This is a genomic window from Candidatus Magnetobacterium casense, assembly GCF_000714715.1.
Lineage (GTDB): Bacteria > Nitrospirota > Thermodesulfovibrionia > Thermodesulfovibrionales > Magnetobacteriaceae > Magnetobacterium > Magnetobacterium casense.
Map to the genome: position 1 here is coordinate 15660 of NZ_JMFO01000003.1, position 15953 is coordinate 31612.

At 52.0% G+C, this 15953-nt stretch carries 14 protein-coding genes; all 14 read left to right on the forward strand.

Features of this window, described 5'->3' with window-relative positions:
- Positions 1–346: 346 nt before the first annotated feature.
- From Mcas_RS01755 to ftsA, 14 genes are read left to right on the forward strand one after another with little or no spacing between them, the layout of a single operon-like run.
- Complete coding sequence (locus Mcas_RS01755; RefSeq protein ID WP_052566697.1) at positions 347–805, forward strand: division/cell wall cluster transcriptional repressor MraZ; 459 nt, start codon at positions 347–349, stop codon at positions 803–805.
- Between the two features lie 33 nt (positions 806–838).
- On the forward strand, positions 839–1741 hold the full coding sequence (gene rsmH, locus Mcas_RS01760; protein WP_040333773.1) for a 16S rRNA (cytosine(1402)-N(4))-methyltransferase RsmH: 903 nt from the start codon (positions 839–841) through the stop codon (positions 1739–1741).
- Positions 1738–2031 (forward strand): hypothetical protein, encoded by a 294-nt coding sequence (locus tag Mcas_RS01765; RefSeq protein WP_040333774.1) that lies wholly within the window; start codon positions 1738–1740, stop codon positions 2029–2031. Before rsmH ends, Mcas_RS01765 begins: the two co-directional genes overlap by 4 nt.
- Before the next feature lie 44 nt (positions 2032–2075).
- The gene (locus Mcas_RS01770) at positions 2076–3842 is read left to right on the forward strand and encodes a peptidoglycan D,D-transpeptidase FtsI family protein (RefSeq protein WP_156033011.1); all 1767 of its coding nucleotides are present in this window, start codon (positions 2076–2078) and stop codon (positions 3840–3842) included.
- Between the two features lie 15 nt (positions 3843–3857).
- Positions 3858–5396 (forward strand): UDP-N-acetylmuramoyl-L-alanyl-D-glutamate--2,6-diaminopimelate ligase, encoded by a 1539-nt coding sequence (locus Mcas_RS01775; RefSeq protein WP_052566699.1) that lies wholly within the window; start codon positions 3858–3860, stop codon positions 5394–5396.
- A 2-nt stretch (positions 5397–5398) separates the two neighbouring features.
- The gene (gene mraY / locus Mcas_RS01780; RefSeq protein ID WP_040333775.1) at positions 5399–6481 is read left to right on the forward strand and encodes a phospho-N-acetylmuramoyl-pentapeptide-transferase; all 1083 of its coding nucleotides are present in this window, start codon (positions 5399–5401) and stop codon (positions 6479–6481) included.
- A gap of 5 nt (positions 6482–6486) precedes the next feature.
- Positions 6487–7602: a D-alanyl-D-alanine carboxypeptidase family protein gene (locus Mcas_RS01785; protein WP_052566700.1), complete on the forward strand. Its 1116-nt coding sequence runs from the start codon at positions 6487–6489 to the stop codon at positions 7600–7602.
- A 55-nt stretch (positions 7603–7657) separates the two neighbouring features.
- Complete coding sequence (gene murD, locus Mcas_RS01790; protein WP_052566701.1) at positions 7658–9193, forward strand: UDP-N-acetylmuramoyl-L-alanine--D-glutamate ligase; 1536 nt, start codon at positions 7658–7660, stop codon at positions 9191–9193.
- Positions 9194–9214: 21 nt separating this feature from the next.
- Complete coding sequence (gene ftsW, locus Mcas_RS01795; RefSeq protein WP_052566702.1) at positions 9215–10495, forward strand: putative lipid II flippase FtsW; 1281 nt, start codon at positions 9215–9217, stop codon at positions 10493–10495.
- Positions 10473–11636 carry an undecaprenyldiphospho-muramoylpentapeptide beta-N-acetylglucosaminyltransferase gene (gene murG, locus Mcas_RS01800; RefSeq protein WP_052566703.1) on the forward strand — a complete coding sequence of 388 codons (1164 nt, stop codon included), beginning with the start codon at positions 10473–10475 and terminating at the stop codon, positions 11634–11636. Before ftsW ends, murG begins: the two co-directional genes overlap by 23 nt.
- Complete coding sequence (murC, locus tag Mcas_RS01805) at positions 11615–12988, forward strand: UDP-N-acetylmuramate--L-alanine ligase (RefSeq protein ID WP_040333777.1); 1374 nt, start codon at positions 11615–11617, stop codon at positions 12986–12988. The genes murG and murC overlap by 22 nt, the downstream gene beginning before the upstream one ends.
- Positions 12975–13910, forward strand: a complete 936-nt coding sequence (gene murB, locus Mcas_RS01810; protein ID WP_052566704.1) for a UDP-N-acetylmuramate dehydrogenase — start codon at positions 12975–12977, stop codon at positions 13908–13910. Before murC ends, murB begins: the two co-directional genes overlap by 14 nt.
- Positions 13907–14698 carry a cell division protein FtsQ/DivIB gene (locus Mcas_RS01815; RefSeq protein WP_040333778.1) on the forward strand — a complete coding sequence of 264 codons (792 nt, stop codon included), beginning with the start codon at positions 13907–13909 and terminating at the stop codon, positions 14696–14698. The genes murB and Mcas_RS01815 overlap by 4 nt, the downstream gene beginning before the upstream one ends.
- Before the next feature lie 20 nt (positions 14699–14718).
- Positions 14719–15900, forward strand: coding sequence for a cell division protein FtsA (gene ftsA, locus Mcas_RS01820; protein WP_268748982.1), 1182 nt, complete (start codon positions 14719–14721; stop codon positions 15898–15900).
- The last annotated feature ends 53 nt before the right edge of the window (positions 15901–15953 follow it).

The following is a 15953-nucleotide window of genomic DNA, read 5'->3' on the forward strand; positions in this document are numbered from 1 at the left end:
CTCCCCTTGCAGGGGGTTCTGAGGGGGGGCAGAGCCGCCCCTTCTTTTGCTTCTTTACGTATAATTAATTATAGGTAGACACTTGTCAGACAGAGTTGGCACGATGTCCAGGTAACGGGGTATTGTTCGGAGGCTATGTGTGCGCTCATCTCAAAGCGATCAAGGAAACTTGAAATCTCACATTTTCATACACGGAGGGGACCTCGGTTGCATGAAAAATGCCTATCAAATATTAAAGTAAATATTTAGCATTTATAAAGTAACTTTGTATAAATAAATTTTTTTCTTGACATCGATTGGCCATGTGGTATAAAGTGGATCAGAGTGGTAGAAACGTGGTAGAGGCATGGCAGGTTTTTACGGCAGACATATTTTAAAGGTCGATGACAAGGGCAGGCTCGTTATACCTGCACAGTTCAGGGACGTCATAAAGGACAACTATGGGCGTAAGATATTTATCACCTGTACCGTCAATGACGAGTGTTTGCAGGTGTTTCCTGACAAGGAGTGGGAGGCGCTGATGAACAAGGTGGCGGCCTTGCCGCGTTCAAGCGATGCGGTGAAGTATTTTATGAGAAAGGTGGTAGGTTCGGCCTGTGAGAGTGAGTTTGACAGACATGGCAGGGTGGTCATCCCTCCGATACTCAGGGAGGAGGTCGGCATCATGACGGATACGGAGGTTGTGCTGACCGGCGTCAGCGACAGGCTTGAGGTGTGGCAGAGGCAGAGGTGGGAGAAGATGTTCAGGCCGGGCGATGCCGACGTCAGGCAGTATGAGACAGAGTTGGCAAGGTTGGGAATATGATAAGGTGGTATCTCTATATGAGCGGAGGGTTTAGTGTGCGTGTGTCACAAGCCGGTACTGGTAGCGGAGGTTATGCGATTCCTTGAGATAAACGGAGATGCCATCTGTGTTGATGCAACCACGGGCATGGGAGGACACACTCGGCAAATGCTGCAGAGCCTTGGCCCCGGGGGCAGGGTCATCGCCATTGACAAGGATGACGCCGCCATTGCCATTGCAAGGGATACAATTGCAGATGAACGCGCCGTTATAGTCAAGGAAGACTTCGCCAATATGCCCGACATCGTCAGAGGGCTGGGATACGATGGCGTCGATGCAATCTTGTTGGACCTGGGGCTGTGCATGGGACAGATCAGGGACAAGGAGCGAGGGTTTAGCTTTGACTCCGACTACCCCCTTGACATGCGAATGAACAGGGACATGCCACTGAGCGCACATGAGGTCGTAAATACATTCAGGCAGGAGAGGCTACAGGAGATAATCCGCACATACGGCGAGGAGGGCAGATACAGGGCCATCGCCAGGGCCATTGTTGCATACAGGAAGGACAAGGCTATAAATACCTGCCGGGAACTGGCCGATATTGTCTGCCGCCAATACCGGAGTGGTAGCCGGAGTGGTAGCCGGGGGGAAAGACGAAAGATACACCCCGCAACAAAGACGTTTCAGGCCCTGAGGGTGTTCGTCAACGACGAGCTTGGCACGCTGGCACGGACCCTGGATGCCTGCCCGAATTTATTGCGCAGTGGCGGCAGGTTATGTGTCATTTCGTACAATTCACTTGAAGACAGGATTGTCAAAATCTTCTTCCGACAGCAGCAGGCGGCAGGGCAGTTGCAAACCCTCACAAAAAAACCTATAACACCAGGCCCCCTGGAGGTGCGGGATAATCCCTCCTCAAGGAGCGCCAAACTACGAGGAGGTATCAGACTATGATCCGTACCAGGAGACATGAGTTGCTAGGCAACGTCCTTATGGTCATGGGTGCGTTGCTGATTGTGGCCGGTATATTTTTTACCGTGTGGCTGCGCTCGAGTATCAAATCGTTGCAGTACAGGCTGGGAAACCTGCAACAACGACAGCACCAGCTTATAAAGGAACAGAGAAACCTCATTGCCAAAAAAGATGGTATGCTCTCCATCGCCAACATAGACCAGGTGGCCAAGAAGATGGGTTTTGATTTCCCCGACAGGAGTAAGGTCATACATGTTAAAGAAAAAGGTTAACTATTTGAGATGATATCCGGCATGGATAATAAGGTGGATGAGCAGTGCTGAGGAGCAAACGTAGCATTTTTTTGTACGTGCTGATCTTTGTGGGGTTTTCTGCCATCATTGTGCGGCTGTTTGACCTGATGGTCATAAATCACGAGCGCCTCGCAAAAAAATCCGCCATACAAACCACCACCGAACTCTCCATAGAGGTCCGACGTGGAATGATACTGGACAGACTGGGCAGACGTCTTGCCGTAAACCTCGAACACAGCTCCGTCTACCTCGACAGGCTCAACTATACCCCGGATGAGAAAAAACTATACCAGATGGCACAGATTATCAACACCGACTATGACGACCTGGTACGGTCTATCAAGGGTGACAAGGGCTTTGTCTGGATAAAGAGAAAGATACCCATGGAGGACACAGTCAGGATAGAACAATTAAAATTCAACGGGATAGGCCTCCTGCCGGAACCCAAACGTCACTACGCTACGGGTTCGCTGGCCGCACATATACTGGGTTTCGTGGACATCGACAACAGAGGACTGGAGGGCATTGAGGCACAATACAACAAAGACCTCACCAAATCCGGCGGCAAGTACTCCGTGGAGCGGGATGCACGCGGAAACATCTTTTATACCTCCAACGAAAATGAAATAACCGGTAATTCTATTGTACTGACCATAGACCAGGGGCTTCAGTACATTGTGGAGACCGAGCTTGACACCGCCATTGACAAGTGGAAGGCATCCGCAGCAACGGCCATCATGCTCGACCCCTACAGCGGTGAGATACTGGCCCTGGCCAACCGTCCAACCTTTGACCCCAATCACCCCGCCGGGGTTACCCCCTCGGCACGACGCAACCGCGCAATAACAGACATCTACGAACCCGGCTCGACCTTCAAGATCGTAACGGCAACCGGCGTCCTGGAGGAGAAACTGGTGCGCCCCGATGAACTGATAGACTGCCAGGGCGGCTCTATCCAGGTCGGCAGAAAGAGGGTCAAAGACGCACACCCGCACGGCGTACTGACCTTCATGGAGGTTATCCAAAAATCCTCCAACGTGGGCACTATCAAACTGGCGCAGCGACTGGGCAAGCAGAGACTCTACGATTACGTCAGGAAGTTCGGTTTCGGCGAAAAAACTGGCATCGATCTGCCGGGGGAAATCCCGGGCTGGATCAGAAAGCCCGAAAAATGGTCCGGCACCTCCATCGGGGCAGTCCCCATCGGACAGGAAATAGCGGCCACCCCCCTGCAGTTAGTAACCGCATACTCAATAGTGGCTAATGGTGGTTATGCCGTCTATCCCCACATAGTCAAGGCTGTTATCAACCCCGAGGGCAAGACCGTTAAATACTGGAGTGACAACAAGAAAGAGAGACTGATATCCAAGCACACCATAGGTATTCTAACGGAGGCCCTCAAGATGGTCACCCAAAAGGGTGGCACGGCCAAAGACGCCACAGTAGAGGGCAACACCGTGGCAGGAAAAACCGGCACGGCTCAGGTCTTTGATAAAAGCATCGGCAGGTACTCAAGCGTTGACTACATCAGCTCCTTTGTTGGCTTCGTACCGGCAGACAAACCGGCCTTTGCCCTGATTGTCGTCGTGTGGAAGCCACGTGGACAGATTTACGGCGGCCTGGTTGCAGCCCCGGTGTTTAAGAACATAACGGAGAAATCACTCTCCTACCTCAACGTGCCAAAGGACGACACACCAACGGATGACAAAATAAAAAAAGACATCCTCGTTGTCGATAAAGGAACCGTAAACACAGCACCGGGGATATCAACCCCGTGGAAGGTAAACTAAAACATCATCAGGACAATGGACATAATTACAGTGTTGGAAAATATAAATAAAGTCAGCGACCCGGGACTGATAACAGAATATAACACGGGCAACCTCAGCGGCCAGGTCAACGATATATCGTGCGACTCAAGGAGGATCAAACAGGGCGGCATGTTCTTTGCCCTCAGGGGGGTACACTCCGACGGTCATGCCTTCATCCCCGATGCCATCAAACGTGGCGCTAGGTGGATCGTCTACGACAGCGATATATCACCGGAGTTGCTCAACTCCAGAGACGTAATGATGCTCAGGGTGACCGACGTCCCCCTGGCTATGGCACACATCGCCGCCAACTACTACGGCAACCCCGCAAGCGCTATGAAGCTGATCGGTATCACGGGCACCAACGGAAAGACAACAACCAGTTGCTTACTCAGATCAATACTTCAGGCATACTGTAAAAAAACAGGACTCATCGGAACCATACACCACATGATCGGCGACCACAGCTACAGCTCCTCACACACCACCCCGCAGGCCCCCGAGTTTCAGATGTTTCTTAGACGTATGTGTGACGAAGGCTGTCAGTACGTGGTATCGGAGGTCTCCTCCCACGCCCTGGCACAAAAACGGGTCGATGCCGTCACCTTTGATGCAGCCGTATTCACCAATCTCACCAGAGACCACCTCGATTACCACATCAACATGGAGGACTACTTTAATACCAAAAAGCGTCTCTTTACTGAACTGCTCAACCCCAAGGCCACGGCAATTATCAACACGGACGATATCTACGGCATTACCCTGTACAGGCAGCTCAGGGCACTCAACAAAAAAACCCTCTCATACGGCATAACGACCACGGCCGATCTAATGCCCTCTAATGTAGAGAAAACAATAAACGGTCTTGCCTTTAAGCTCCATGATAACGGAGAAACATACAGCGTGAGGTCAAACCTAAGCGGCTACGTCAACGTCTACAACATCCTGGCGGCTTTTGCCACGGCACGTAGCCTCGCTATCCCCGTTGATATCATCCTCAGGGGCATATCGCTGCTCCAGGGGGTCAGAGGCAGACTCGAGGCCATAGAGCGTGGACAGGACTTCTCTGTATTCATAGACTATGCCCACACCAACGATGCCATGGACAACCTGATCAGTGGTATAAGAAGATTTTACAATGGGCGCATTATTACGGTCTTTGGCTGCGGCGGCAACCGCGACACCGGCAAAAGACCAATGATGGGTAGAATCGCAACCTCTATGAGCAACTTCACGATTATCACCAACGACAATCCCCGCCACGAAGACCCCCTGGACATTATCGCCCAGATCAAGGCCGGCGTTGTGGGAAACCAATATGAAATCGAACCAGACAGAAGAGAGGCTATCAAAAGAGCCGTCTACATGGCAGAGGCCGGTGACGTAGTACTGATTGCCGGCAAGGGGCACGAAACCTATCAGGAGGTCAGGGGCGTCCGGTATCCCTTTGATGACAGGGAAGTGGCACAGGCATTTATCGATGAGCGCCTGGGGGGAAACGGGGTGGCAAATCCGCCCTCAGGTGAGCAATAACAATGCTTTATTATATACTATACAGTTTACACGGCCTCTACACACCACTAAACGTGTTCAGGTACATAACGTTCCGGACGGCCATCGCCGTCATCACGGCACTCTTGATCACCTTTGCGCTGGGTCCGACAGTTATCAACTTCCTCAAGCAGATCAGTCTGACCCAACAGATACGAACCGACGGCCCCAAAAGCCACCTCTCAAAGGCCGGTACCCCCACAATGGGCGGCATCCTGATCCTGGTCTCCATCCTCGTATCGGTCCTGCTCTGGGGTAACCTCGCCAACAGATACATAATAATCATGATATTCTCAACCCTGAGTTTTGGCCTCATCGGCTTTGTCGATGACTACCTCAAGGTCTCCAGACGCAACTCCAAGGGACTCAGGGCCATGTACAAGTTTGGACTCCAGATACTGGTCGCCCTGCTGGTGAGTGTTGCCCTGTATGTCTTCCCCTCCGACCAGTACGGCACAATACTCATCATCCCGTTTTTCAAGAAAATGCTGATAGACCTGTTTATCTTCTACGTCCCCTTTGCGGTGTTTGTCATCGTAGGCTCAACCAACGCCGTTAATCTGACAGACGGAATCGATGGCCTGGCAATTGGCCTGGTGGGGATCGCAACACTGGCAAACGCCGTGCTGGTGTACATATCAGGTCATGCGGAACTGGCAAAGTATCTCCAGATACTCTACCGCACGGACATCGGAGAGCTTACCGTGTTTTGCGGGGCCATGCTGGGGGCATCACTGGGCTTTCTGTGGTACAACGCCTATCCCGCCGAGGTCTTCATGGGTGACGTTGGCTCCCTGGGGCTGGGTGGGGCACTGGGTACGCTGGCCGTTATAACAAAACAGGAAATCGTTCTGGCTATCGTGGGTGGCATATTCGTTATCGAAACCCTGTCGGTTATCCTCCAGGTGGCCTCCTTCAGACTCACCGGTAAGAGGATTTTTAAAATGGCCCCCATACACCACCACTTTGAACTAAAAGGGTGGGCCGAACCAAAGACCGTCGTGAGATTCTGGATCATTGGCATAATGCTTGCTCTATTAAGTCTGACAACTATCAAATTGAGGTGAATTCTATGGAAAAAGGTTATTGTAAGTTCAAAAAGTTGACAGTAAGTTATGTTTGTGTCTTATTATCTTTCTTAATCGTTATTTTTATCTCAAATTCGTCCTATGGAAGTGATATTACGGCCAGGTCTGCCGTTATCATGGATAGTGACAATGAAAGGATACTTTATGCCAAAAATCCGACACACAAGCAACCCCCTGCAAGCACGGCCAAACTCGTCACGGCCATGGTGGTCATAGACAACATCAGGACGAACGATGTCGTCGCTATCTCAAAGAATGCCGCCAAACTGTACTGTTCCGGGGCGTCTCTGAGGGAAGGAGACATGTTGTATGCCAGGGACCTTCTGTACCTGCTGCTTGTCAGGAGCGTCAACGGGGCTGCGTTGGCCCTTGCCGAGGCTGTGTCCGGTTCCGAGGAGCAGTTTGTACTCCTGATGAACAAGAAGGCAGCACAGATAGGGGCAAAGGATACAAAGTTTGCCAACCCTCACGGTCTGCCCGGCGGGGAACAGTACATAACGGCATATGACTTGGCCCTGGTTATGAACGAGTCCTTGCACTATCCACTGATCAAGGACATAATCAACACAAAGACCAAGACCGTCTCCACCATAGATGGCCGCAACATAACGGTGGCCAACACCAACAAGTTGCTCTGGTCCGATAACGACCTCCTGGGGGGCAAGACCGGTTACACTAAGGAGGCACGTCACTGCCTGGCCTTTGCAGCCGAAAAGGGAGACAACACCCTTGTAGCAGCCGTCCTGGGTGACAGCAACAGGAGCTCCCTGTGGCACAGCGCCAGGAATATACTGTCCAAGGGCTACGACATATCGTCGGGTAATGCAGCCCCCGTAATCCTGGAAAGCAATATAGACGAAACACGTGTCAAGGCTGCCAGTGTGCATAAACTCAAAAAGAAGTATCGCAAAACAAAGTCTTCCCGCATCCGGCACAGAGGCAAGGACACGCAGGTAAGAGAAATGGCAGAAGGCGGAGACGACAACGTGGACAAAACCGGCAAGTCACGTGCTGTTGTTAAAAAAATCAAATTCCGGCAAGAAAAAATCCTTAGCACTGACAAAGAAGAAAAATGTCAGAAAATCTGGCACTATCGTTAAAAAGTCAAAATCAGACAAAAAGAAATCCGCATAACTTTTTATGGAGAGTACGACAATGTTTAAAGGCATTAGTGGTAAGAGGGCAGTAGTAATAGGGCTTGCAAGAAGCGGCGTGGGGGCAGCCAATCTCCTTGTCAGATTGGGCGCCATTGTGACGATCATGGACGCGTTGAGTTATAAAGAGGTCTCCGGCTACGTCGAACAACTGGACTCTGCGGTGGATATCAAACTCGGCCAGTTCAACGATGATATCCTCAACAAGGCCGACCTCGTAGTCATAAGCCCGGGGGTGTCGATGCAGCATCAATCTATCCAGCGCATCCGACAAAATGGTATAAAGGTCATCGGCGAACTTGAGCTGGCATATCAGGTGATAGAGGAGTTTCACAAGATATGCGCACTGGGCTTTCTGGCAATAACGGGAACAAACGGTAAGTCCACAACGACTACCATGGTCAATGAGATACTCAAAACCAGCGGCTTTAAGACCGTCCTGGGTGGCAACATCGGCAAGGCCATCACGGATGAAATCAGCAAACTCATCAAGTCATTTGAAAAACCGCGGGACTTTGTCTGTCCCGACTACATCGTAACCGAAGTATCGAGCTTTCAGATGGAGTCCATCGACAGGTTCCGTCCCAGGGTGGCGGCAATCTTAAACATCACCCCGGACCACCTCGACAGACACATGACCATGGAAAACTACACGGATGCCAAGTGCAGGATATTCGAAAACCAGGACAAAATGAACTTCCTCGTCCTCAACGCCGATGACCCAATCACACGCGACCTGGCCTGCCGCGTAGGGAGCAATGGCCCCGAGGTGCTGTACTTCAGCCGCAAAGAGGACATCGAAGCACCCGCCTGCGGACGACTCCGGGGGGCGTTCTACAAGGATGGCATTATCTCCTTCAGATTGCCGGAGCTTGAGGTGCTGTGTCCTGAGTTCTTTGTCGCTCCAGGACGCTCCTGGCTTGTGGGTGGCGAAATGCCGGTGTTTAAGACTTCCGAGCTTAAAGTGACCGGCGTACACAACATAGAAAACGCAATGGCTGCGGCGCTTATGGCGCTTACATGCGGGTGCAGTATGAAAAACATATGGGATACGCTAAAGGACTTCAAGGGCCTCGAACACAGGGTCGAGTTCGTGGAAGAAATCAACGGGGTCAAATACTACAACGACTCCAAGGGCACCAATATCTGGGCAGTGATAAAATCCCTGGAGAGCTTTGAACAACCCGTCGTGCTCATTGCCGGGGGCAGGGACAAGGCCGGTGACTTCTCTGCCCTCAGGGAGGCCGTCAAGGGCAAGGTCAAGGCCGCCGTCCTGATCGGTGAGTCAAAGGAAAAGTTCAGGAAAGCCATACAGGACATAACCACCGTGTATATGGAAAACGACCTGCCCTCTGCCGTCCTCAGCGCAAAGGGCATTGCCGGCGCCGGTGATGTCGTCCTGCTCTCTCCGGCATGTGCCAGCTTTGACATGTTTAAGGACTTCGAAGAACGAGGACGTGTCTTCAAAGACACCGTCACAGGGCTGTACAAGGAATCAATCGCCAACCCGTTATCCCCCGCGCAGGCAGGTGGGTAGCAGAAGCGGTCTGATACGCAGATGACACCACAGAGTACCAGGATAAACGGACAGTTTGACAGCGTGTTGTTGTTGACTACGGCGGCCCTTGTGTTGACGGGGGTGTTGATGGTCTACAGCTCCACTTCCGTCGTCTCACCGGCCTCCAGGGCACAGATGAGTTCCAACGCGGTAAATGCCGGCCAACCCACTGCAAACTTAAACCTGGTAGATGTACGGTATCTCAAAAAACACCTGGCCTCCGTGGCTTTGGGCATACTGTTTATGATCATCGCATACAAGCTGCCAATAGACATATACCGCAGGAGGGCATTGGAGATATTTTTCATAGCCCTGGTGCTCCTGATAGCGGTGAACCTCCCCATGATTGGCGCCACGGTTAATGGTGCACGCAGGTGGCTGCGCATATGGCACTTTACCTTTCAACCCTCCGAGGTCATGAAGCTGGCAGTGGTAATCCTCATGGCCAGGTACCTCGCCGGCACCGACTTTAAGACCAATGCCGTGACCGTAGGCAACAGTCTGATCGATTTTAAGGCATTCATAAAACCAATTATCCTGATGGTCTGCATACAGGCCATCCTGCTGCATCAACCGGACTTTGGTTCTGCCGCCATAATCGGCGTAATAACTTTCACGATGCTCTTTCTGGCAGAGGTCAAACTGAAATACATCTTTTCGGTGGGTTTGGCCTTTATACCGGTGGTGATTAAGCTGGTCAAGGAACCGTATCGGTTAAAAAGAGTGTTGGTGTTTTTAGACCCGTGGGCAGATGAGAAAAACAGCGGATTTCAGTTGATACAGTCGTTTGTGGCGCTGGGCAACGGCGGCGTACACGGCGTCGGTCTGGGAAAGAGTATGCAAAAGCTCTACTTCCTGCCGGAGTCAAAGACTGACTTCATCTTTGCCATAATAGGCGAAGAGACCGGCCTCTTGGGTGCGGTGTTTGTGGTATGTCTGTTTGTACTGTTTTTCACCAGGGCGATATTGATCATGAGCGGGTTGAATGACCGGTTTATGTTCTTTATGGCAAGCGGCATAACGCTCCTTATCGTACTTCAGGCGCTGATAAACATGTGCGTTGTCACCGGAATGGTACCAACAAAGGGGCTTCCCATGCCTTTTATAAGCTACGGAGGCTCCTCGATGATCATAAACCTGGCAGAGGTCGGACTGCTGCTGAACCTCGCAAATCACACGACAGTGCCGCACCCTGAATCAGTTGTACAGGGCAATACGACCAGACGAGTTAATCACAGAAAGGCAAGGGTGTTCTCATATGACAAACAACAACAGATGTAAGGTGGTAATAGCCGGCGGTGGTACCGGCGGACATCTCTACCCTGCCATAGCCATAGCAGAGGAGATCAAAAAAAAGATGCCACAGGCAGACATACTCTTTATGGGCACCGACAGGGGCATAGAGACCAGGGTGCTGCCACTGGAGAAGTACTACGTAAAACTCCTGCGCACGGAGGGCTTTGTAGGCGTGTCACTGAGCAAAAAGATATGGGCACTATTTAAGCTGATCGTAGCGTTCTTTGATGCGGTGTCGTTTTTGAGAGGCGTCAGACCCAGCGTGGTGATAGGCACCGGCGGATATGCCTCTTTTGTGCCGGTTGCAGCGGCAGCATTGCTGTCCATTCCCATCGTGATACACGAACAGAACTCCATCCCCGGTCTTGCCAATAAGCTGCTGTCAAAGGTGGCAGACAAGGTGTGCATCACCTACGAAAGCTCACTGGACTATCTGCCCAAGGACAAGGCCATCATCACGGGCAATCCCGTCAGGGAAAAAATCCTCAAGGCGACCAGGACACAAGGACTGGAGATGTTCTCCCTGCGTGGGGACCTGCTGACGGTGCTCATCTTTGGAGGCAGCGCAGGAGCCAGGGCTATTAACAAGGCCGTCATGGAAACACTCCCGCTGTTAAACAACTACAGAGACAAGATACAGTTCCTGCACCAGACCGGTAACGCAGACTACGAGCTGGTCAGAGGCGCATACCAGAGCAACGGATTCTCCGGCACCGTGGCGCCATTTATATTTAACATGCCCGAGGCCTATGCCTGTTGCGACATGCTCATATCACGGGCAGGGGCAACCACGCTGGCCGAAATAACAACCATCGGCATCCCCGCCATCCTGATCCCCTATCCCTATGCCGCAGGGGCACATCAGGAGGCAAACGCAGCCAGACTCTCCTCCAGCACCGCTGCCATCATGATCAGAGAACCGGAACTGGACAGCGAGTCCCTGGCACGACAGATTATCTCCCTGTGCAGCGACGCCAACCTCAGAAACAGACTCAAGCGCGACTGCAAGGCACTAGGAAAACCAGACGCAGGTAAACGGGTCGCACACATCGCTCTGGCGCTTATGAAAGACAAATCACACTATTATAAACAGGAGTACGACAGATGTTTAACCAGTACAGAGTAATACACTTCGTAGGGATCGGCGGTATCGGTATGAGCGGCATAGCCGAAGTGCTCAATAATCTCGGCTATGAGGTCACCGGCTCCGACATAAAGGGCTCCTCAACGATAGAAAGACTGCTCACCCTGGGCATCAAGGTATACATTGGCCACCGCCCGGAAAACATTGACAGCGCACACGTGGTCGTTGTCTCATCGGCCATAGGCAAGGAAAATGTCGAGGTAACGGAGGCACGAAGACGCTCAATCCCCGTTATCCCGCGTGCGGAGATGCTGGCAGAGCTGGGCAGACTCAAGTACAGCGTCCTGGTGGCTGGCTCACACGGAAAGACCACCACCACGTCGCTCATATCCACCATCCTCCTGGATGCCGGCTACGACCCCACCGTGGTCATCGGCGGCAAGCTCATGGCTACCAACAGCAACGCAAACCTCGGCAGAGGACAGTTCATGGTCGCAGAGGCAGATGAGAGCGACGGCTCTTTCCTCAAACTGAGCCCGACAATAGCAGTATGCACAAACATCGACAAGGAACACATGGACTACTTTTCGGACATGGAAAACCTCAAAAAGGCATTCCTGTGCTTCCTCAACAAGGTCCCATTTTACGGCCTGAGCGTCGTGTCGGCAGACGACCCAAATGTCAGGGACATTCTGCCACGCATAAACCGAAAGGTCCTCACCTACGGACTGTCACACCCGGCTGATTACACGGCAGGCAATATCACCTTTAACGCCATGACCACACAGTATGACCTGTTTTTCCAGGGTGAGTTCCTCGACCGCTTTGAGGTTCCGCTGACGGGCAAACACAACATCCTCAACACCCTGGCTGCCACGGCCGCCGCCCTATACCTCAAAATAGACATAGAGTCCGTCATAGGCTCCCTGCAACGCTTCAAGGGCATCAAACGCAGACTCGAATTCAAGGGCGAATCCATGGGCGTCAAGGTCTATGACGACTACGGTCATCACCCCACAGAGATACAAATGACCATCCAGGGCGTCAGACAACAGACAGGAAATCGACTGCTCGTCGTCTTTCAGCCCCACCGATACACCAGAACACAGGCACTGATGGAGGAGTTCGTACACTCCTTTACGCACACCGACAGACTCTACCTCATGGACATCTATCCGGCAGGGGAAGACCCAATAGAGGGTATAAACTCACAAACGCTCTATCAACGTCTCAGGTCTGAGGGGGTGGAGGTCACCTACTTCAGCGACACGCAGGAGTTGTTGAGCACCCTGTCGCGTGAGGCCAGAAGGGACGACTATCTGCTGACCTTTGGCGCCGGAGACGTCTGGAAGGTCGGTGAGGATTTCATAAGGGGCAGCTATGCACGTAACTAGTGTCAGTTGCGATTACTCCACCCTGGTCAGAGACCTCAAGGGTATGGCACATTACAACGAACCCATGCGACACCACACGTCGCTGAGGATTGGCGGTGCGGCAGCGTTGTACTATGAACCCGGCAATCTCGACAGTATGGCAACACTCCTGCAAAGGGCACGGGAGAGTGCGCTGCCGCTGTTCGTTATCGGCGGAGGCAGCAACCTGCTCTTTGGCGATGAGGACCTTGATGCTGTGGTGGTCTCAACACGTCAGTTGTGCACCATGCAGTGGCTGCTGGACGACGACAGTCTGACAATCAGGGCGGGGGCCGGAGTACCACTGGCCAAGGCATTGAACTTTGCCCTGAAGGCATCAGCGGCAGGTCTCGAGGGGCTTGCAGGCATACCCGGCACCGTGGGAGGGGCCATCGCAGGCAATGCAGGTTCCTTTGGCTTTGAGATCAAGGACGTCGTCGAGGACGTTACCGTTATCACAGGTACGGGTGCATTGAGGCAATTAACCAGAGACGCCATCCCGTTTGCCTACAGACACTGCGGACTTGCCAGTGAAAACCTCATCGTCGAGGCCGGCCTCAGACTCATCAGAGGTGATGCCTTCGCACTAAAAGAGCTATTTAATGACTGCCTCGCACAAAAGAAAAAGTCCCAGCCCCTGACTGAACTATCGGCAGGGTGTGTGTTCAAAAATCCCCCCGGCGACTTTGCCGGACGACTCATAGAGGCAGCAGGATGCAAGGCAATGGCACAAGGACAGATAGAGGTCAGCAGACAACATGCAAACTTCTTTATAAACAAGGCAAGAGGCACAGCCGATGACTTCCTCTGTCTGATGGCAAGGGTGCAGGAGAGAGTCCTGGCACGCTTTGGCGTGGAACTCACACCGGAAATTAAAATGCCAGTCAAGAGGGTTGCAGCTTGAACTACATAAATAAAAAAATACTCGGAAGACAACATCTCCTTAAGAAAAAAACGGACAAGACCATGTCCCTGAGACTTATCGTTGCCATAGTGGCAATTGTCATCCTGACAGGGTGTGCAACAGCGGGCGTATATATGTTTATAAAGGCCGATTTCTTAAAGGTTCAGCACCTGCACCTCGAGGGCAATTTCCACCTCCGGGAAGCCGACATGCTCAGACTGCTAAACGTAAATGGAAAAAGCCTCGCAACCATGGACTTTAACAGTGTCTCCAGTGGACTGTTTGTTTCCCCATGGGTCAGCCACGTGACGATGAGAAAGGAGTTCCCCAATACGCTGTATGTCCGGATAAAGGAAAAAGAGCCTGTCGGACTCCTCTCCAACGGCAATGATACATACCTGGTGGATAACTCCGGCCAGAGGCTTGAAAAGGTAGAGCTTCCCCCTTCAGCGTTATCGAATGCCCCGGGACGCTCCTCGTTACCCGTCATCAGCGTTGATGCGACCAACCACAAGACCTATGACAACGCCCTGAGACTCATTGAGGCCCTGAACAAAAACAGCGTAACTCAAGGGAAAAGCATCCTGATAACAGGGGCAAAACCCGAAGAAATAGCCATCCGTATAAACGATACCCTCGTCCTGCTAGGCTCGGGTGATTACGACAAAAAGCTCAAAAACTACCTCCAACTCAAGGACGAAATAACCGACAAAAACATCCCCATAGAGTACATAGATATGAGATTCTCACAACGCCTGATAGTGAAGCAGGCCAGGAGGCCGTCCTGAAAGACACAATCGTTGTCGGACTGGACGTTGGAACGAGCAAGATATCCACGATCGTGGCTGAGGTCAGTGCCGCCTCGATCAGGTTCATTGGGGTCAGCACGACACAGTCACGGGGCGTCAGAAAGGGCATGATCATAGATATGGAAGCGGCCTCAAGGGCTATCAGGACATCCATAAATGCTGCCCGTAAGCTCTCCAACACCGAAATAACCGATGTCTACGCCGGCATGGCAGACAGCCACGTCAAATGTATGCCCAACACGGGCGCCGTGGGCATAGCACGCGGGATCATCCGACAGCGTGACATCGAGTGGGTGATGGAGACGGCCAGCAGCATCTATATCCCGCTGGATAAGGAAGTAATGCACATCATCCCGCTGGAGTACGTAGTCGATGGCGAGGGGCAGATAACAAACCCCCTAGGAATGCGAGGGGTACGTCTTGAGGCCAACGTGCAGATCGTTACAGGCTCTGCAAACTCTTTACACAACCTTGTCCGATGTTGTGAGATGGCAGGGGTATCGGTGGCCGACATCGTACTGGACCCTCTTGCCTCTGCCATGGCAACCCTCAGGGATGACGAAAAAGAGTGTGGATGCATACTGGTGGATATCGGCGGTGGTACCACGGATATCGCACTGTTTCGGGACTCCAGGTTTATCAGCACATCCATACTGGACATCGGCGGCAACCAGATCACAAACGATATATCCGTCTGTCTTGCAATACCGTTGCCGGAGGCCGAAAGGATACAAAAAGCATATGGTATCAACGAATATAACGCAGGGGAAATTACCGTGGCTACAGCCGGCGGTGAAAAAAAGGTCGATGGCAACCTTATCTCCGAAATCATACAATCACGTACCGAAGAAATATTAAACCTCATAAAGACTGAAATAGCACATCTATGTGGAAACGCCACGCCATCCTTTGGGGTGATCTTCACCGGCGGAGTGGCACAATTAAAGGGCTTTGAGATGTTGGCACACGCCGTCCTGAACATACCGGTCAGGGTGGGGATGCCAGAGGGCAGGGATATGATCGAAATGGTCAGAAACCCCATATACGCAACCGCCGTCGGACTGATCTTGTACGCACAGAAGAGTATGGACGATCCGTCGTCTATGGAGCTGCTTGCGGGAGATCTGAGCCATATCAGAAAATGGATAAAGGGACTGGTGGGTAAGCTGTTTTCAGCCTAGTTGACAAAACATATAGAATAGAGATTAAATAGATAGATTAAAAAGAGAGGGAG